General features: G+C 71.2%; 17 protein-coding genes. 9 read left to right on the top strand and 8 right to left on the bottom strand.

What is annotated here, in order from left to right:
* Window positions 1–25 precede the first annotated feature (25 nt).
* Complete coding sequence (locus H6G99_RS12285) at window positions 26–1825, bottom strand: proline--tRNA ligase (RefSeq protein ID WP_190611759.1); 1800 nt, start codon at window positions 1823–1825, stop codon at window positions 26–28.
* 168 nt (window positions 1826–1993) lie between these two features.
* Between H6G99_RS12285 and H6G99_RS12290 the strand changes: the two genes are divergently transcribed.
* Window positions 1994–2467, top strand: coding sequence for a DUF8631 domain-containing protein (locus H6G99_RS12290; RefSeq protein ID WP_254948825.1), 474 nt, complete (start codon window positions 1994–1996; stop codon window positions 2465–2467).
* A gap of 541 nt (window positions 2468–3008) precedes the next feature.
* Here H6G99_RS12290 and H6G99_RS12295 read toward each other — a convergent pair.
* Window positions 3009–3695, bottom strand: coding sequence for a class I SAM-dependent methyltransferase (locus tag H6G99_RS12295; protein ID WP_094587391.1), 687 nt, complete (start codon window positions 3693–3695; stop codon window positions 3009–3011).
* Between the two features lie 132 nt (window positions 3696–3827).
* On the opposite strand from H6G99_RS12295, the gene H6G99_RS12300 reads away from it, so the two are divergent.
* The gene (locus tag H6G99_RS12300) at window positions 3828–4190 is read left to right on the top strand and encodes a 2Fe-2S iron-sulfur cluster-binding protein (protein WP_094587390.1); all 363 of its coding nucleotides are present in this window, start codon (window positions 3828–3830) and stop codon (window positions 4188–4190) included.
* 5 nt (window positions 4191–4195) lie between these two features.
* On the top strand, window positions 4196–4564 hold the full coding sequence (locus H6G99_RS12305) for a Spx/MgsR family RNA polymerase-binding regulatory protein (protein WP_190611760.1): 369 nt from the start codon (window positions 4196–4198) through the stop codon (window positions 4562–4564).
* Here the strand turns inward: H6G99_RS12305 and H6G99_RS12310 are convergent.
* The gene (locus tag H6G99_RS12310; RefSeq protein WP_190611762.1) at window positions 4561–6078 is read right to left on the bottom strand and encodes a hypothetical protein; all 1518 of its coding nucleotides are present in this window, start codon (window positions 6076–6078) and stop codon (window positions 4561–4563) included. The two genes, H6G99_RS12305 and H6G99_RS12310, sit on opposite strands and share 4 nt — an antisense overlap.
* A 67-nt stretch (window positions 6079–6145) precedes the next feature.
* On the opposite strand from H6G99_RS12310, the gene lepB reads away from it, so the two are divergent.
* Window positions 6146–6892 carry a signal peptidase I gene (gene lepB / locus H6G99_RS12315; protein ID WP_190611764.1) on the top strand — a complete coding sequence of 249 codons (747 nt, stop codon included), beginning with the start codon at window positions 6146–6148 and terminating at the stop codon, window positions 6890–6892.
* Here the strand turns inward: lepB and H6G99_RS12320 are convergent.
* Complete coding sequence (locus H6G99_RS12320) at window positions 6846–8117, bottom strand: amidohydrolase family protein (RefSeq protein ID WP_190611766.1); 1272 nt, start codon at window positions 8115–8117, stop codon at window positions 6846–6848. The two genes, lepB and H6G99_RS12320, sit on opposite strands and share 47 nt — an antisense overlap.
* A gap of 27 nt (window positions 8118–8144) precedes the next feature.
* Window positions 8145–9470 carry a histidine phosphatase family protein gene (locus tag H6G99_RS12325; RefSeq protein WP_190611767.1) on the bottom strand — a complete coding sequence of 442 codons (1326 nt, stop codon included), beginning with the start codon at window positions 9468–9470 and terminating at the stop codon, window positions 8145–8147.
* Window positions 9471–9553: 83 nt separating this feature from the next.
* Between H6G99_RS12325 and H6G99_RS12330 the strand changes: the two genes are divergently transcribed.
* The 5 genes from H6G99_RS12330 (at window position 9554) to H6G99_RS12350 (ending at window position 15066) form a co-directional block, all read left to right on the top strand.
* A complete protein-coding gene (locus tag H6G99_RS12330; RefSeq protein WP_353617243.1) occupies window positions 9554–10972 on the top strand; it encodes a CPBP family intramembrane glutamic endopeptidase in 1419 nt (472 codons plus the stop codon).
* 57 nt (window positions 10973–11029) lie between these two features.
* Window positions 11030–11482, top strand: a complete 453-nt coding sequence (locus H6G99_RS12335; RefSeq protein ID WP_190611770.1) for a hypothetical protein — start codon at window positions 11030–11032, stop codon at window positions 11480–11482.
* A complete protein-coding gene (locus tag H6G99_RS12340) occupies window positions 11482–13326 on the top strand; it encodes a peptidoglycan D,D-transpeptidase FtsI family protein (protein WP_199297164.1) in 1845 nt (614 codons plus the stop codon). The genes H6G99_RS12335 and H6G99_RS12340 overlap by 1 nt, the downstream gene beginning before the upstream one ends.
* 97 nt (window positions 13327–13423) lie before the next feature.
* Window positions 13424–14593, top strand: a complete 1170-nt coding sequence (locus H6G99_RS12345) for a transaldolase (RefSeq protein ID WP_190611772.1) — start codon at window positions 13424–13426, stop codon at window positions 14591–14593.
* 83 nt (window positions 14594–14676) lie between these two features.
* Entirely contained in the window at window positions 14677–15066 is a 390-nt protein-coding gene (locus H6G99_RS12350; protein ID WP_094587380.1) for a Crp/Fnr family transcriptional regulator, read from the top strand.
* A gap of 33 nt (window positions 15067–15099) precedes the next feature.
* Here the strand turns inward: H6G99_RS12350 and H6G99_RS12355 are convergent, their stop codons facing one another.
* The 3 genes from H6G99_RS12355 to pyrH are packed head-to-tail and all read right to left on the bottom strand — an operon-like array spanning window position 15100 to window position 17524.
* On the bottom strand, window positions 15100–16239 hold the full coding sequence (locus H6G99_RS12355) for an NAD(P)/FAD-dependent oxidoreductase (RefSeq protein WP_190611774.1): 1140 nt from the start codon (window positions 16237–16239) through the stop codon (window positions 15100–15102).
* Complete coding sequence (gene frr, locus H6G99_RS12360; protein ID WP_094587378.1) at window positions 16236–16775, bottom strand: ribosome recycling factor; 540 nt, start codon at window positions 16773–16775, stop codon at window positions 16236–16238. The genes H6G99_RS12355 and frr overlap by 4 nt, the downstream gene beginning before the upstream one ends.
* Before the next feature lie 29 nt (window positions 16776–16804).
* Window positions 16805–17524 carry a UMP kinase gene (gene pyrH / locus H6G99_RS12365; protein WP_094587397.1) on the bottom strand — a complete coding sequence of 240 codons (720 nt, stop codon included), beginning with the start codon at window positions 17522–17524 and terminating at the stop codon, window positions 16805–16807.
* Window positions 17525–17606 lie beyond the last annotated feature (82 nt).

A 17606-nucleotide genomic window follows, 5' to 3' on the forward strand; every position in this document is an offset into this window, starting at 1 on the left:
GGGAGGAACGGCGTCTGGCGAAATCCTACGGGGATGCACCCTGGAGCCCGAGGAGCTGCACGAGCTCCTCGAGGGCGGCGTCCGCCGTCAGGTCCCGCTTGCCGGTGCCGCCGCTGCGGTCCACCAGTTCCACCGTCCGCTCACCGGCGCCCCGGCCCACCACCAGGCGCCAGGGGATGCCGATCAGATCGGCGTCCTTGAACTTCACCCCGGCCCGCTCGGGCCGGTCGTCCAGCAGCACATCGATCCCGGCGCCGAGCAGGCGGCCGTAGAGCTCCTCGGCCAGGGCCACCTGGACCGGGTCCTGGCTGCTGGCGATGACGATGATCACCGTGTAGGGGGCGATCGCCACGGGCCAGCGGATGCCGTCGGCATCGTGGTTCTGCTCCACGGCGGCCTGGGCCAGGCGCGAGACGCCGATGCCGTAGCAGCCCATCCACAGGGCTTCGTCCTCGCCGGCCTCATTGGTGAAGCGGGCCTCCAGGGCTTCGGAGTACTTCCGCCCCAGCTGGAAGATGTGGCCGACCTCGATGCCCCGGGCCGCCTCCAGCCGCTGGGAGGGGTCGTGCAGGCAGCGCTCGCCCGGCTGGGCCGCGCGCAGGTCCACCACCTCGGGGAGCGGGCAGAGCTCGCCCCAGCGGGCCCCCACCAGGTGCTCGTCGACGCGGTTGGCGCCGCAGACGAACGCCTCCAGCTCGGCGGCGGAGGGGTCGACAAGACGCAGCAGGGGGGCGGCCGCCGCCCGGGGATCCGCCTGGCGCAGCAGGGGGTCCGGCAGGTGGGGGCCAAGGAAGCCGAAGGGCACGGGCGCGTCGAGGTGATCGGCGAGCAGCGGCACGATTTCCAGCAGGGCGCCGGCGTCCGGGCAACGGGCCGTCAGCGCGTTGGCCAGCTTGACCTCGTTGAGCAGCTGGTCGCCCCGCAGGCACACCTGCACCCCGCGGGCGGGCGCTGCGGCGAAGCGGGCCAGCAGCAGCAGCACCTTCACCGTCTGGGTGGGATCGAAGCCATGGGCCGTGCAGAGGTCCTCGATGCTCGTCTGGTCCGGGGTGGCCAGGGTCCGGCAGGGGCCGGCCGGCAGGGGAACGGCGGGCGCCGGCAGGGAGACCGCCCGCTCCTGGTTGGCGGCGTAGCGGCCGTCGGGGCTGGCCAGGATCAGGTCCTCGCCGGCTTCGGCGGTGACCATGAACTCCTGGCTGGCGGAACCGCCGATGGCGCCGCTGTCGGCCTCGACCGCCACGGCCCGCAGGCCGCAGCGCTCGAAGATGCGCCGGTAGGCCCCGTCCATGGCGGCGTAGGTGCGCCGCAGGCAGGCCTCGTCGGCATGGAAGGAATAGGCGTCCTTCATGATGAATTCCCGCCCCCGCATCAGGCCGAAGCGGGGCCGGATCTCATCGCGGAACTTGGTCTGGATCTGGTACAGGCAGACCGGCAGCTGGCGGTAGGAGCGCAGCAGGTCGGCCGCCAGTTCGGTGACCACCTCCTCATGGGTGGGGCCGAGCCCCAGGGACCGCTCCTGGCGATCGATCAGGTGGAACATGATCCCCTCCCCGGCGGTGTAGCCGTCCCAGCGGCCACTGCGGCGCCAGAGATCGGCGGGCTGCAGCTGGGGCAGCAGGGTTTCGAGCGCGTCCACGGCGGCCATCTCCTCGCGGACGATGGCGGAGACCTTCTGGAGCACCCGCCAGAGCAGGGGCAGGTAGGCGAAGATCCCTGGCGCCAGGCGACGCATGTAGCCGGCGCGGAGCAGCAGCTTGTGGGAGGTGATCTCGGCTTCGGCCGGGTCGTCGCGAAGCGTCACCAGCATCAGGCGGGAGACGCGCATGGAGAAAGTCCGGTTCGGCGCTGGACGCTATCACCGCCGGCCCGGTCAAACGGATGGCTGGCCCCGGGAGCAAGTGGCCGCAACGACACTGCCCCTGACGGCGGCGGGCCCGCGACGGAAAACTCTGCTAAGGTCGGCCGTTAGTCCAGTGCGTCCAACGACAGTCTCATGCTTGCTCACCCTGCACAGGTCGGCTCACCAGCGGGCGGTTCCACCGCTTCGCCGGCCGCGCCGCTGGCCCTGCAGGGTGAATCCCGCACCGAGACCGAAACCCTCATCGGCATCGATGAGGTTCAGCGCTCCCTGAACCGCTCCCGCGCCTCGGTGTACCGCTACACCAACACCGATCCCCGCAATCTCAACCCCCCCTTCAATCCCCGCAAGCTCAATCCGGAATACCGCAGCGACCAGAAGGAGCCCCTGGTCTTCCACCCCCACGAAGTGGCCCGCTTCGCCCGGGACGTGCTGCGCATCAAGGAGGTGACCGTCGAGGTGCTCAACTCGCCCTCCACCGCCACCCAGCAGCTGCTGGCGTCGATCCTGGAGGAGCTGCGGGCGATCCGCGCCCGGCTGGACGGGGCCGAGGTCCCTCCGGCCGACCTGCACCTGCACAGGCACTCCCAGTCCCGGCCGGCCGCCTGAGAGCAGGCCGCCCGCGTCACGTCACCCTGTCGTTCTGTCGTCACCGGGGGCGGATCGAGCCGATCGGTGGCACAATCGTTCCAAATCACCTTTGTTCTCCGTCCAGTGCACCGGGCCACGCCGCTGCACGAACGCATGGATCACGCCCGACCCGACCGTTCCCCGTCCCGTTCCGGTTCCCATCACGGAACCAGCGCCGCCCTCGCCTCTCCGGCCAGCCTCCCGGGCCTCACCCCGCCAGGGGCCATCCCTGCCGGCCTCAGCCCCATCCTCGATGGCGGTGAGGCTGAGCCCAGTGGAGACCCCGACAGTCCGGGCCCCCGAACGCCCCTCCCCCGCTCCTCCGCTCCCGGAGGCCCCACCCGCAGCGGCAGAAGCCCCGGGTCCGGCCATGAAGATGCGGCGGCCCTGTTCTTCGATCAACCCTTCGGTGCCCTCGGCGGCATCCTGCTGGGTCTGCTGACCCTGCTGGTGCCCCTGGCCGGTGTGGTCATGGACCGGCCGCTGCTCCCCGGCCAGCAGGAGACCGGGGATCGTGGCTTCAGGCCCGTCGCTGTAGCAGAAAGCCCTGGAAGTCCAGGGCCTGGAAGAACGGCGCCGGATCGCTGAGGCCCGCGGCCTCCGCCAGGGCCGTGAGCCGGGCGATGCCGATGGGATGGAACCCCTGGATCTGGGCGGTGAGATCCACGGCTTCGCCATCCACCCCGCTGGCCCGCTGGAAGCAGCGCCAGGCCTCCGCCACCTGGGCCGAGAGGGGGGAGCGCTCCGGGCGCATCAGGTCGACCAGCACCAGCTGGCCCTGGGGCCGGAGGCTGCGGGCCAGGGCGGAGAGGAAGGCCAGTTTGGTGCCGTCGTCGGGCAGGGACTGCAGCACCAGCACCGACAGGGCGCCGTCGAAGCGGGCCTCGGCCCCCAGCTGCTCCACCGTGGCGTGATGCCACTCGATCCGGCCCCGGTTCTGCAGACGCTGCCGGGCCACCGCCAGCATCTCCGCCGACGGATCGATGGCCGTGAGCTGCCAGTCCGGCCGCTGGGCGTCGGCCTCCAGCAGCTCAGCCCCCGTGCCGCATCCCGCCACCAGCACGGCGGCGTCCTGGGGCGAGGCCAGGGGGGAAGAGGCGAGCAGGGCCACCGAGAGGCGGGCGAGGCTGGCGTAGCCGGGGATCAGCTGTTGCACCACCAGGTCGTAGGTGCCTTGCCGGGCCGGGGAGGGGTCGGAGGAGAGCAAGGTCTGCTGGCAACCCGGCCATCGTAGGCAGCCCCTCCCGACCCTCCCGATCCTTTCTCATGGCAACGAAACCGGGATCGAACGGACGCGGTGTGACCTAAGTTGGGCGGCGCCCCTCACCCCCGATCGACCGTGCCCACCATCCGTTTCGAAAAGGAAGGCCAGCAGGTTGGTTGCATTGAAGGGGCCAATCTCCGCAAGGCGGCCCTTGATGCCGGCGTGAATCCCTACACCGGCCTCAACAACCTCAACAACTGCGGTGGCCTCGGCCAGTGCGGCACCTGCGTCGTCGAGGTGGTGGAGGGGGCCCGCAACCTCTCCCCCCGCAGCGACGTGGAGGAGGTCTACCTGGCGGATCGGCCCGCGAGCTACCGCCTCAGCTGCCGCACCACCGTCAACGGCGACGTGACCATCCGCACCAAGCCGGACTCCGGGGTGGGCAAGGGCTCCAACAGCCTGGTCGGGGCCCTCAAGGCGCTGGTGGGCCGCAAGTAGGCACCATGGCCGACGACCAGGCCGGGCTCGTCCTCTATCAGTACGCCGGCTGCGGAACCTGCCGCAAGGCCCTGGCCTGGCTGAGGGAACGGCAGATTCCCTTCAACGCCATCGACATCACCAGCAGCCCCCCGTCCCTGGACCTGCTGGCCGCAGCCCACGAGCAGCTCGGCGGTTTCGGCCGGCTGTTCAACACCAGTGGCCAGAGCTACCGGGCCCTGGGGGCCGCCACCGTCAAGGCGATGGACCGGGAGACGGCCCTGGCCGCCCTTGCAGCCGACGGGCGCCTGATCAAGCGTCCCTTCCTGGTCACCACCTCCGGCCGCATCCTCACCGGGTTCCGTCCCGAGGAATGGCAGGAGCTGCTGGGCTAGGTCGCGTCGTTCTGCTCCTGGGACCCCTGGGTTCCCTTCACCATCAGCTGGTCGAGCTCCTCGATCAGCCCCTCGATCCCGGCCCGGCTGATCTGGCTCAGGTAGGTGCCCTTGAACTCCTCGAGGAAGGTGCAGAGCAACTGCTGGGAGCGTTCCAGGGCCGGTCCGCTCTCCAGGGCCTCGGCCAGTTCCTCCCAGAAGCGGTCGATGAAGCGCTGCAGCAGCTCCAGCTGCTGGTCATCGCGCCGGCTGAGGCGCTCACCGGTGCTGCGGGTGAGGTCGAGCAGGCTGTCCACCATCCCCCCGGCCAGCTGGCGGCTGAGCCCCTTCTCCACCTGCAGCAGGGGCTGGAGCTGGCGCAGGCCCGGCGGCACGATGGCGTTCTGGAGGCTCTGCTGCAGGGCATGGCCGAGCACCCCCTGCAGCTCGGGAGCCAGGCGCGGCGCCACCCGCACCAGCAGCAGGGGGCCCCAGATCCGCACCAGTTCCACCAGCTCCCGCTCGTCGTTGCTGACCACCGTCTGATGGCTGCGCAGGGCCCGGATCCGCATCGGCCAGCGGCGCGAGCGGATCAGCTGCTGAAGGCCATCGATCAGCTGCAGGGCCAGCACCTCGAACAGTTCCACCGCCAGCAGGGCCACCACCGCCCGGCTGATCACCGCCCGCAGCGGTTCGATGCTGATCAGGCCGCTGGTGTGGAGCCGCTCCAGCACCGGCACCACCCGCAGCCAGCGCCAGAAGGGCAGCAGCAGGGGCAGGTCGATCCAGCGCCGCAGCAGGGCCCGGTTCCAGCTCAGGCCCGGCAGGCGGCGGCGCAGGCGGTAGGCCCGCAGCAGGATGTCGAGGGCGAAGACGCTCTGGAACAGGATCAGGTCGTAGCGCCAGAAATGGTCGGTGGGGCGCCCGTTCTCATCGATCGAACGCCAGTAGGTGGTGGCCACCAGGGGCAGCACCTGCTGGCGCCAGAACAGCCGCTCCTGCGGCCAGGGATGGGCGTCGATCCAGGCGGGGCTCAGCAGCAGCGCCGCCGCCTGCTTGGCCGAGTCCCGGTCGGCCCGCTGGCGCAGACGGTTCTTGATCTTCTCCAGGGTGCCGGAGGTGCCCGAGGCCAGCATCGGGTTGGAATCGATCATCTCGACGGTGAGCCGCACCTGTTCCGCCAGCAGCTGGCGCTGGATCGGCGTGGTCGCCCCCGGGGGGCCCTGCCTCAGGGCCGCATCCATCCGGTCGAACTGGCGCAGGTAGGCCTGGGTCTCCCGGTGCGGCTCGATCCCCTTGATCGGATCCACCCAGGGGGTGATGTCGGGGATGAAGGTGAGCGGCACCGCCAGGGGCACCGACGGCAGCGGGTAGAGGTTGCGCTGCAGCCAGAAGGTGCGCAGGGGGATGTAGCTGATGTCGAAGGCCACCCAGAGCAGGTTCAGGGCGGCCCAGAGCGCCACAAAGCGATCCCAGCGCCGGCCCAGCCGGCTCGAGGGCGCGGCCAGGCTCTGGTGCCAGCGTGGGCGTGCCATCGGGGACGCGGCGGGCGGGTGCGTGCCTAATCTGCCTCCCGACCATGGAACCTGCCGCACGAACCCCTTGAGCCCCTCGGATCCACCGGCCGACCACGGCGCCCCCGACGAGCCGACGCCCCCCCCGGAGCCGCAGCGTCGCCAGGAGGAGCGGGAGGAGAGCCCCTGGGCCTTCTGGCGCAGCGTCCTGATCACCCTGGCGGTGGCCCTGGGCATCCGCCAGTTCCTGCTGGAGGCCCGCTACATCCCCTCCGGCTCCATGCTTCCGGGACTGCAGCTCCAGGACCGGCTGCTGGTGGAGAAGCTGTCCTTCCGCCAGCGCCCCCCGAGGCGCGGCGAGGTGGTGGTGTTCCGTTCGCCCTACCACTTCGATCCGATCCTCACCGGGCCGACCAAGCCGGGGGCGCTGCGCTGCCTGCTGGTCAACCTTCCCCTGATCGGTTCCCTGCCGGGGATCCAGCAGCCGGCCTGCGATGCCTACATCAAGCGGGTGATCGGCCTGCCCGGCGAGCGGGTGGTGGCCGACCCCCGCGGCCGGGTCAGCATCAACGGCCGTCCCCTCGACGAGCCCTACGTCAGGAACTACTGCCCGGTCGATCGCCAGGGGGTCGGCCCCTGCCGCACCATCGACGTGGTGGTGCCCCCCGGCCACCTGGTGGTGATGGGCGACAACCGGGCCAACAGCTGGGATGCCCGCTTCTGGCCGGGCGGGCCGCTGCTGCCGGAAAGCGAACTGATCGGCCGGGCCTTCTGGCGCTTCTTCCCGTTCAGCTCGGCCGGTCCGCTGCCAGAGCCCAACGCCCAGGATCGCTGAGCCCGCAGGCAAGCACCCGTCCCTGCAACGGCCGCCCCCGGCAGGGGCGGTTGGCCGCCAGGGAACCGTCGGTGGCGTCCTCCCAGCGCCAGGAGCGGCGGGGATCGAACAGCAGCCACTGGGCCGTGCCGGCGGCCAGGGCCGGCTCCGGCAGGCCCAGGAAGCGGGCGGGGCCCCAGCAGAGCGCCTGCCAGAGCTGCTCCGGCCGCCAGCCCCGGCGTCCCACCAGCTCCTCCCACAGCAGCGGCAGCACCAGGCCGTGACCCGCCACGCCGGGGCGGCGCTGGTCGAGGGGCAGCAGCTCCTCCTCCGCATCCAGGGCGATGTGGTGCACCGCGACGGCGCTGATGACCCCGTCGGCCAGGCCATCGATCAGGGCGCGCCGGTCGGCAGGTCCCCCCAGGGACGGCTCCACCAGCCACCCCTCGTCGGCGGGATCGAGGCCGCCGCTGTCGGCGACCAGATGCCACCAGCCCACCGAGGCCAGCGGCGGGCGGCCATGGCGCCGCAGCCGGGCCACCGCCTCGGCGGTGGAGACATTCATCAGCCGCAGGCCGGCGGCGGGCAGGTCGTCGGCCAGGGAGAGCAGGGTTTCGAGGGGGAGGGTTTCGCTGCCGGGGGGGTCGAGGGGCCAGCCCGCCCGCAGGGCCTCCACCCGCTCCCGCACGAACCCCCGCCGGGCCAGGGACCCGTCCCGTGGCGGCAGCAGCACCGGCCGGTCCCCCATTTCCCCGAGCCGCAGGCCGCGCTCCAGCAGATCGAGCGGCGGCAGGGTCGCCCCGGCCGCCAGGCCGCAGGCGCCGGCGGCCAGCTGGTCGCCGTGGGGAGCCAGGTCCCGGTCGAGGCCATCGACGCTGAAGCTGCCCCAGCGGAGCAGCCGCATCGGCTCCGGCCAGCTCCAGGCCAGCCGTTCCGGCCGGTCGCGCCAGCTGGAGGCCCAGGGCAGCAGGGCCACCGTGCCGTAGCCACCCGCGGCGGCGGCCTCCCCGAGGCTGGCCAGGGTTTCGGCCCGCCCCTGCAGGGGGTCCTCCAGCACGCTGTGGGGATCCACCAGCGCCGGTGCCAGCCAGCAGCCCTCGGCGTCGAACGTGGCGACGCCAGCCACGTCCGGCTCCGGATCGATCGCCCGCAGCACCCCGTCCTCCAGGAGCACGTCGGCCTGCCGGGGCGGCCGCCCCGGGGCCTCCAGCAGAGTCACCCCGTGGATCAGCAGCTGACGGACCATGGCAGGGGCTTCGAAGGGGTGGGCGGGCTAGAGGGCGCCGGCTGCCGTGCGGTCGATCACGCCCCCCAGATGGGCGGTGAGGTTCAGGGCGCTGACCACCGGCGGCGCCGTCGCCCCCCGGGGATAGTCGATCACGGTCACCCCACCGTTCCCCTGCTTGATGGCCCAGATGTCGGCGGGGGAGAGGCCGAGCAGGGCGCAGAGGATGGTCTTGTTGACCGCATCATGGGCGACCACCAAGGCCGTTTCCTGGGGATCCAGTCCGGCGACGATCCGGTTCCAGGCGGCCAGCGACCGGTCCCAGACCTCACCGATGGTCTCCCCTTCCGGCATCTGGACGGTCTCGGGGGTGCGCTTCCAGGCGGCGAGGAGGTCGGGCCAGCCGGCGGCGATCTCGCTTTCCAGCCGGCCCTCCCAGAGGCCGTGGCCGATCTCCCGCAGCCCCCGGGTGGTGGTGAGCGGCACGCCGGGATGGGAGCCCAGGATCACCTCGGCGGTGCGCAGGGGGCGCGCCATGTCGCTGCTATAGGCACGCTGCAGCGGGATCGGGGCCAGGAAGGCCCGCGCCGCCTCCGCCTGGGCCAGGCCGTGGCCATTGAGGGGGATGTCGATCTGGCCCTGGAACCGTCCCTCCCGGTTCCAGTCGGTCTCGCCATGGCGCACCAGCAGCAACCGACACCCCGGTCCGGCCGGCGGCAGGGCCGTGCCCAGATGGGCGGTGCCGTTGAGGGATTCCAGCTGCACCGAAGGCCGCCCGCCCTCGCCGCGGACCAGATTGAGCACCGAGATGGAGGCGTTGTCGAGCCTGAGGCGCAGGAAGCCGCTCGCCGGCAGGCCGAGCAGGTGCAGCACCAGGCAGCGCAGGATGGCGTTGTGGGCCACCACCAGCACGGTGTCGTCATCACCGTGGCGGGCCAGCAGCCGATCGGCGAAACGGCCCGCCTGCTCCAGCAGCTCCGGCACCGGCAGGAAACGGCTGCCATCGGCGCGCTGCAGCTCCATGGTCTCGGGGGCCTCGCGCCAGCGGCGCTCCTGCTCCGGATCCACGGCCCGCACCTCGCTGCGCAGCAGTCCGCTCCAGGGCGCCAGATCGATCTCCAGCAGATCGTCGTCGTAGACGGGGGCCAGCGGCGAGCCGTGGCTGGCCAGCAGGGCGGCCGTGGTGGCACTGGCCCGCTGCAGCGGCGAGCTGTAGACGGCGGTGAAGCCGAGCTCCGCCAGGGCCTCCCCCGTGCGACGGGCCTGGAGCTGCCCCTCCTCGGTGAGGTTGGAGAGGTCGTCACGGCCCTGGATGCGGTGCTCCAGGTTGAAGCTGCTCAGCCCATGGCGGACCAGCACGATGCGAAGGGGCAAGGTGCTTGTGGCGCAGGCGAGGCCATCGTATGGGACGGGCCGTGGCCGGGCGCAGGGGAGAATCAGCACCCATCGCCGCCGAGGTGGTCCGGTTGAACGGAACCCCTTCCCGATCCGGACCGCCCGCCTCCCCCCCGGGCTGGAAGAGCCTTCTCGCCCTGCTCAGCCTGGCCCTCTGCGCCCTGCTCTGGGTGGGCGGACTGATCGACAGCCTTGAGCGGCCGTCGGTGGTCGATTCCCTCAGCCTGCGGCAGCTGGAGCTGACGGCCCTGGCGGCCGAGGCGGTTCCGGAGGGGCTGCGGCCGCTGCTCAGCAGCGAGGACCCGCGCCGGGAGCTGGGCGATGAACTCCGGCGCCAGATGGAGGCCGCCGAGGAGCCGCCGCTGGCGGTGCGCCGCCTCGAACGGGCCCTGCTGGAGCGCGACGCCGGGACCGCGGCAGCCCTGGACGAAGACACCGAACTGAGGCAGCTGCTGACCCAGGTGGACGCCGTGCGCCGTCCCCTGATCCAGGCGCTGCTCGACGGACGGCCCGTGGCGGCGGAGCAGCGGCAGCAGCTCTTCGCCCCCTGGGCGGCTCCCCTGATGGTGCAGCAGCTGGTCTGTGAACAGCTGCCGGGGGACCCGGGCGCCTGTCCGGCCGAGGAGCGGTCCCTCCGGCTGCTGCTGATGCTCCTGGCGGTGACCACCCTGCCGGCCCTGTTCCTGCTGGTGGGGGCCGCCCTGCTGCTGCGTCAGGGCTGGCTGGCCTGGCGGCAGCGACTTCCGGCGGCGCCGCCGCTGGTGGGCCCGCCCCTGAGCCCCGTCGATGTGACCCTGCTGATCGCCGGCGGTTTCGTCGTGCTCGGCGAAGTCTTCGTGCCGATGGTGGTGCAGCCGCCGCTGCAGATCGCCCTGCAGCGCCTGGCCGCCCCGAGGGCCCTCAGCCAGGGCATCGAGGTGCTGGTGCTCTACGCCGCCCTGATGGCCGCCCCGCTGCTGCTGCTGGCCCTGATGCTGCCGCGTCGGGGGTCCCCTCCGGCGGGGGGCTGGCTGCAGTGGAGGTGGCGGCCGGCCGGGTCCGCCCTCGGCGGTGCGCTGGCCAGCCTGCTGATGGTGCTGCCGGTGGTGACGGCCTCCAGCTGGGCGATCGACAGGATCTGGGTTGACCCGGGCGGCAGCAATCCCCTGCTCGACCTCGTCCTGACCAGCGCCGACCCCCTGGCGCTGGCCTGTTTCGCCCTCACCGCCCTGGTGGTGGCCCCCCTGTTCGAGGAGGTCCTCTTCCGGGGGGTGCTGCTGCCGGTGGCGGGGCAGAGGCTCGGTGGAGCCGGCGCGGTGGTGCTGAGCGCGGCCGTGTTCGCGATCGCCCACCTGAGCCTGTCGGAACTGGCCCCGCTGTTCGTGCTCGGCCTGGGCCTCGGCTGGCTGCGCTGGCGCAGCGGCCGACTGGGCAGCGCCGTGCTGATGCACGCCCTCTGGAACGGGATGACCTTCATGAATCTCCTCTTCCTCGCCGACTGACAGCGCTTGCTGCGGTCCCTGATGGGTGGTTCACTTGCGCAGTGCCTTCCAGGTCCCTTGGCCGCCTCCCCCGCCCCACGCAGCCAGAATCCGCTGCCGAAACCGAGGCCCCTGCAGAGGCCCCTGCAGCTGATCGAGGGATCCCTCTCGGCGCGCAGGATTGAACGCCAGGCCCCCTGGCTGGCCGGACTGCATCGGATCAGCAGCGGAGCCCTGGTGGGCCTGGGATTTTCGATGCTCGGCCTGAGCGCCCTCACCCTGCACTGGCAGAACCAGTGGGCCTACAGCTTCGCCAAGCTGGAAGCCTCCAAGACCCTCGAGCACCGCATGCAGGAGTCCTCCGCCCTGCTCGAGCAGCATCACCTCAGCCTGGTGCGGCGCCCCGGCCTGCTGGAGCCCACCAGCAGCGCCAAGCTCATCCATCTGCCTGAGCCCCGCAGCAGCCGCCCCCGCGCCCCCCTGCCGCTGCTGGCCGGCTTCCAGCTGCGGGCCATGCCGGCCGGCTACTGATGCCCCCCGCCTCCCGTTCCGGGCCTGGCGAGGGCCGCCCTCCGGCGACCGCCTCCGGGGGCGGACGCCGCCCCAGAGGGGGCGCAACCCGTCGGGTGGTGGAGATCCAGCCGATCCCCGCCGGCCGGATGCTCACGGTCTATCTCCTACTCTGCGCGGCCCTGGTCGGGCTGGCGGGACGGCTGGCCTGGCTGCAGGTGGTCCAGGCCCCCGAGCTCCAGGCCCGGGCAAGGGCCATCCAGACCCATGCGGTCACCCCCATCGGCAAACGGCGCACCATCGTCGACCGGATGGGGCGGCTGGTGGCCCTCGACGAGGAGCGCTACACCCTCTGGGCACACCCGCGCTACTTCAACCTTCCCGGCGACGAGCCCCAGCAGATCCGTCCCCCCGCCGATGTGGTCAGGGAGCTGTCCAAGGTGCTGGCCAAGCCGCCCTCCGACCTGCTGCAGACCATCGGCAGCCGCCGCAGCGGCGTCAAGCTCGCCACCGGCCTGGATCCGGAAACGGCCCACCGGGTCAAGGAACTCGGCATCAGCGGCCTCGATCTGGAGGCCTACCCCCAGCGGGTCTACCCCCAGGGGTCCCTGTTCGCCAACGTGGTGGGTTTCCTCAACCTGGAGAGGGTCGCCCAGGCGGGTCTGGAGCAGAGCCGGGACCGGGACCTGCGCCGCCAGGAGGTGACCCTGAGCATGCGCCGCGGCGCCGACGGCACCCCTCTCCCCGACGGCCTCCAGGCCGGGGCGCTCTACGGCGACGACCTGCGGCTCCAGCTCACCCTCGATGCCCGTCTGCAGCAGGTGGCCCAGCAGGCGCTCACCAAGCAGGTGAAGCAGTGGCGGGCCAAGCAGGGCGCCGCCCTGGTGATGAACGCCCGCAACGGCGAAATCCTGGCCCTGGCCTCCACCCCCACCTACGACCCCAACCGGTTCTGGAGCTACAGCCCCGCCCTGTTCCGCGAGTGGTCGGTGCAGGATCTCTACGAACCCGGCTCCACCTTCAAGCCCATCAACCTGGCCCTGGCCCTGCAGGAGAAGGCGATCCGCCCCGACGACAAGGTGAACGACGTGGGCCAGCTGACGATCGGTGGCTGGCCGATCTTCAACCATGACCGCCGCGCCAACGGCGTGATCGATTTCCCCACGGTGCTGCAGGTGTCCAGCAACGTGGCGATGGTGAAGGCCATGGCCCAGGTGAAGCGCGATCGCTTCTGGCACTGGCTGCGGGCCTTCGGCATCGACGAGATGCCGGACACCGACCTGCCCGGGGCCGTGGCCGGCCAGCTCAAGAGCCGCAGCGAGTTCACCTCGGCGCCGATCGAGCCGGCGGTGGCCGCCTTCGGCCAGGGCTTCTCCCTGACCCCCCTCAAGCTGCTGCAGCTGCACGGGATGCTCGCCAACGGCGGCCGGCTGGTGAGCCCCCACATCACCCGCGGTCTGCGCTCCGGTGATGCCCTGGCCAGCGCCACCGCCCCCACGGGCGTCCAGCTGCTCGATCCCGCCGTCACCCGCACCGTCGTCAAGTGGATGGAATCGGTGGTGGAGAACGGCAAGGGCATGAAGATCCCCGGCTACCGCATCGCCGGCAAGACGGGCACGGCCCAGAAGGCCCGCAACGGGGTATACATCCCCGGGGCCCGGATCTGCAGCTTCGTGGCGATCCTGCCGGCCAATGATCCCAGCTATGTGGTGCTGGTGGTGGTCGACGAGCCCCAGGGGGGCAATGCCTACGGCTCCACCGTGGCCCTGCCGGTGGCCCGTCAGATCGCCGAGGCCCTGCTGGTGATCGAGAAGGTGCCCCCCAGCCAGCCCACCAGGGTCGCCGCCAAGGCCAGCCGCTCCTGAGCCAGCCTGTCCTCATTCCCACAACCGCGTTGCGTCCCTGAAGGAGGCCATGGCTAGCGTCGGAGCCAGCAGACATCGCGCCCGACACCGTTCCACGATGGCCAACCTTCTCGAACAACTGGCCGCCATGACCGTGGTCGTGGCCGACACCGGCGACATCGACGCGATCCGTCAGTTCACGCCGCGGGATGCCACCACCAACCCGTCCCTGATCCTGGCCGCCGCCCAGATCCCCACCTACCAGGACCTGATCGACCGCTCCCTGCGCGAGTCCCGGGAGGTGATCGGTGCCGAGGCCCCCGCCGAGGACGTGGTGCGCGAGGCCATCGATGAGATCAGCGTCACCTTCGGCAAGGAGATCCTCAGGATCGTCCCGGGGCGGGTCTCCACGGAAGTGGATGCGCGCCTCAGCTACGACACCGAGGCCACCATCACCAAGGCCCGCAAGCTGATCGGCCTCTACGCCCAGGCGGGCATCGGCACCGACCGGGTGCTGATCAAGATCGCCTCCACCTGGGAGGGCATCAAGGCAGCGGAGGTGCTTGAGCGCGAGGGGATCCACTGCAACCTCACCCTGCTGTTCGGCTTCGCCCAGGCCGTGGCCTGTGCCGAGGCGGGCATCACCCTGATCTCTCCGTTCGTGGGGCGCATCCTCGACTGGTACAAGAAATCCACCGGTCGCGACAGCTATCCCGGGGCGGAGGATCCCGGCGTGCTCTCGGTGACGCGGATCTTCAACTACTTCAAGACCTACGGCTACGGCACCGAGGTGATGGGGGCCAGCTTCCGCAACATCGACGAGATCGTCGAACTGGCGGGCTGCGACCTGCTGACCATCTCCCCGACCCTGATGGACCAGCTGCGCCAGAGCGACGGCACGCTGGAACGCCGCCTCGATGCCGCCCATCCGGGCGCCAGCGAAGCCAGAATCCACGTCGATGAGGCCACGTTCCGCACGATGATGGCGGCGGACGCCATGGCCAGCGAGAAGCTGGACGAGGGCATCCGCGGCTTCTCCAAGGCGATCGAGACCCTGGAAGGCCAGCTGGCCCATCGCCTGGCCGTGATCGAGGGCGGGGCCGCCTTCACCCATGCGGTGCACGAGATCTTCCTGCTCAACGATCTCGACGGGGACGGCTGCATCACCCGGGAGGAATGGCTTGGCAGCGATGCCGTCTTCGATGCCCTCGACACCGACAACGACGGCCGCCTTGCCCCCGAGGATGTGCGCGGCGGCCTGGGTGCTCCGCTGGCGATCAGCCGCTGACGGCCGGGCCGCCCGGCAGCGGCCCTTTCCTTGACCGGTTGTTCACCTTGATGGGCAAGGATGGATTCCCGTTCAGCTCACGCATGGCCCACACCGTCCACGCCCTCGACACCATGCGCGCCCTCGCCGACAAGGGTGAGGTGAGGGACGTGGAGGCCGGTTCTGTCATCTTCCGGGCAGGCGAGCCCGGCGACTGCATGTTCGGCCTGCTGGAGGGGACGGTGCGGCTCAGCTGGAACGCCGATGCCGGCCACGAGGACATCCAGGCCGGCGACGTTTTCGGGGCCGGGGCCCTGGTCACCCAGGACCACCGCCGCTACGGCCATGCCACGGCCCTCACCCCCTGCCGGCTGCTGGTGATGAACCGCGAGAAGTTCCTGTTCGCCGTCCAGGAGGCGCCCATGTTCGCCATCGAGCTGCTGGGCTCCATCGACCAGCGCCTGCGGGACCTCAAGGGGGTGACCCGCAACTGAGCCCGTTCAGGCCCTGGCGCCGACCCTGGGCGCTCAGCCCCGCTGGAACAGCAGCCGGCGGATGACCCGCTGGGCAATCTCGCCGTAGCCCATCTCCCCGGAAAGGATCTGGGCGATGCGCTGGGGCGCGGTGGGCCGCTTGATGCCGAGCTGGTAGCCCACCCGCGGCACCCGGTAGAAGACCTGGGCGATGCGTTTGCCCCAGGCCATCGAATCGCCCCAGGCCTCGCGCATCCGCAGGCTGTAGTGCTCCAGGGCAGGGGCGTCGCCATCCAGCCAGCGGTCGAGGGCCGCGGCCGCTTCGCAGCCGCTCAGCAGGGACGGGCGCAGGCCCTCGGCCAGGAAGGGATCGCAGAGCGAGGCGGCGTCACCGACCGCCACCAGGCCCGGGCCATGGAGGGGGTGGTGGCCGTTCCAGAGGCGCAGCTGGCCGTGGCGGCGCTCCCCCGCCGCCTCCGGCAGCCCCAGGCTGGGCAGCAGGGCGGAGAGCACCGCCCCGCTGTCGGCCTCCTGCTGGCCGACGAAGGTGCCCACCCCGATGCTGTAGCCGCCCCGGCGCGGAAACACCCAGCAGAAGCCGTGGTGCACCAGGCCGAACTCGAAGCGGGCCATGTCGGCGGGGTCGGGATCCGCCGCCACCTCCACCGACACGGTGGCGGCGAACCGGGGCCGGGACGGCCCCAGGCCCAGGGGCGCCGCGAAGCGGGAGCCGGAGCCATCGGCGATCACCACGGCCCTGGCCCGCAGCCGCAGATCCCCCGGACCGGAGACCTCCCAGAGGCCATCGTCACGGCGCTCGATCCGCTCGGCCCGGCAGCCATGGCGCAGGTCGCAGCCCGCCTGGACGGCCTGCTCCGCCAGGAAGGCGTCGAGGACGCTGCGGCGCACGATCCAGAACGGAGCCTCCCCGGGCAGCTCGGCCGTGACCGGATCCTCCAGGCACCAGGTGAACCGCACCCGGCGGATCACCTGGTCGACGGCGGGGGCCAGATCGAAGGGGAACCAGCGCTGCACCGAGGCGGCCATGCCGCCGCCGCAGGGCTTGGACCGTCCCGGTGCCTGGGCCTCCAGCAGGATCACCCGCCGGCCCCGGTTGGCCAGGTGGAACGCCGCCGCGCCGCCGGCGGGGCCAGCCCCGACGACGATCACGTCGGCATCGGCAGGGCTGCTCACACCTTGAGGATGTCGGCTTCCTTCTCCGCCAGGTGCTTCTCCAGCTCGGCGATGTAGCGATCGGTCAGCTTCTGGACCTTCTCCTGCTCGTCGTGGCTCTGGTCCTCGGAGAGCTCACCGTCCTTCTCCTGCTTCTTGATTCTGTCGACGCCCTCACGGCGGAGGTTGCGCAGACCCACCTTGCCCTCCTCGGCGTACCTGGCCGCGAGCTTGCAGAGCTCCTTGCGACGGTCCTCGGTGAGGGGCGGGATGTTGATGCGGATCACCCGGCCGTCGTTGTTGGGGGTCAGGCCCAGATCACTCATGGCGATCGCCTTCTCGATCAGCGCCATCGAGCCCTTGTCGAAGGGCTGGATCTGGATCGTCTGGGCGTCAGGGGTGGAGATCGTCGCCAGCGACTTGAGCGGCGTGTCAGAGCCGTAGTACTCGACGGTCAGCTTGTCGAGCAGGGAGGGGTTGGCCCGACCGGTGCGGATGGTGTTGAAGGTGCGCTGGGTGGCTTCCACCGACTTGCGCATGCTGGCTTCGAGATCCATGGCAGGGGAAGGGTGGTGGGGAGGGAACGTCAGCGGCGGGGCGCCGGCACGATGCTGGTGCCGATGGACTCACCGGCAACCGCCCGGCCGATGTTGCCCGAGCCGAACAGGTCGAAGACCACGATCGGAATCGCATTGTCCTTGCACAGCGCGATGGCGGTGCTGTCCATCACCTCCAGCTCGCCGCTCAGCACGTCGAGGAAGGTGAGGGTCTCGTAGCGGACCGCGTCGCTGTGCTTGGCGGGATCCTTGTCGTAGACCCCGTCCACCTTGGTGGCCTTGAAGATCACGTCGGCGTTGATCTCCGCCGCCCGCAGGGCCGCCGTGGTGTCGGTGGTGAAGAAGGGGTTGCCGCAGCCGGCGCCGAAGATCACCACCCTGCCCTTTTCCAGGTGGCGGATGGCCCGGCGGCGGATGTAGGGCTCCGCCACCTCCTGCATGGAGATGGCGCTCTGGACGCGGGTGGGCACCCCGGCCCGCTCGAGGCCGTCCTGCAGGGTGATGGCATTCATCACCGTGGCCAGCATGCCGACGTAGTCGGCGGTGGCCCGGTCCATGCCCGCCGCCGAGCCCTTCAGGCCCCGGAAGATGTTGCCGCCGCCGACGACGATCGCCAGCTGGGTGCCGCCGGAGACCACCTCGACCACATCCTTGGCGATCGATTGAACGATGGCGGGATCGATCCCATAGCCCTGGTCACCCATCAGCGCTTCACCGCTGAGTTTGAGGAGAACGCGCCTGTAGGCCATCGACTCGTGCGATCGGCCGAACAGTAGCAACCCCTCCCGCGACGCCACCAGGTTGCCGGCACCGGCGACTGCCGCTTCACTG

The sequence above is a fragment of the Synechococcus sp. FACHB-909 genome, assembly GCF_014698945.1.
Lineage (GTDB): Bacteria > Cyanobacteriota > Cyanobacteriia > PCC-6307 > Cyanobiaceae > Cyanobium.

Bases quoted from the DNA above. Each gene is read 5' to 3' on its own strand.
- H6G99_RS12305 (WP_190611760.1), top strand. From the start codon at position 4,196: ATGGCCGACGACCAGGCCGGGCTCGTCCTCTATCAGTACGCCGGCTGC.
- H6G99_RS12310 (WP_190611762.1), bottom strand. From the start codon at position 6,078: ATGGCACGCCCACGCTGGCACCAGAGCCTGGCCGCGCCCTCGAGCCGG.
- H6G99_RS12285 (WP_190611759.1), bottom strand. From the start codon at position 1,825: ATGCGCGTCTCCCGCCTGATGCTGGTGACGCTTCGCGACGACCCGGCC.
- H6G99_RS12350 (WP_094587380.1), top strand. From the start codon at position 14,677: ATGGCCCACACCGTCCACGCCCTCGACACCATGCGCGCCCTCGCCGAC.
- H6G99_RS12320 (WP_190611766.1), bottom strand. From the start codon at position 8,117: ATGGTCCGTCAGCTGCTGATCCACGGGGTGACTCTGCTGGAGGCCCCG.
- H6G99_RS12345 (WP_190611772.1), top strand. From the start codon at position 13,424: ATGGCCAACCTTCTCGAACAACTGGCCGCCATGACCGTGGTCGTGGCC.
- H6G99_RS12340 (WP_199297164.1), top strand. From the start codon at position 11,482: ATGCCCCCCGCCTCCCGTTCCGGGCCTGGCGAGGGCCGCCCTCCGGCG.
- frr (WP_094587378.1), bottom strand. From the start codon at position 16,775: ATGGATCTCGAAGCCAGCATGCGCAAGTCGGTGGAAGCCACCCAGCGC.
- H6G99_RS12290 (WP_254948825.1), top strand. From the start codon at position 1,994: ATGCTTGCTCACCCTGCACAGGTCGGCTCACCAGCGGGCGGTTCCACC.
- pyrH (WP_094587397.1), bottom strand. From the start codon at position 17,524: ATGGCCTACAGGCGCGTTCTCCTCAAACTCAGCGGTGAAGCGCTGATG.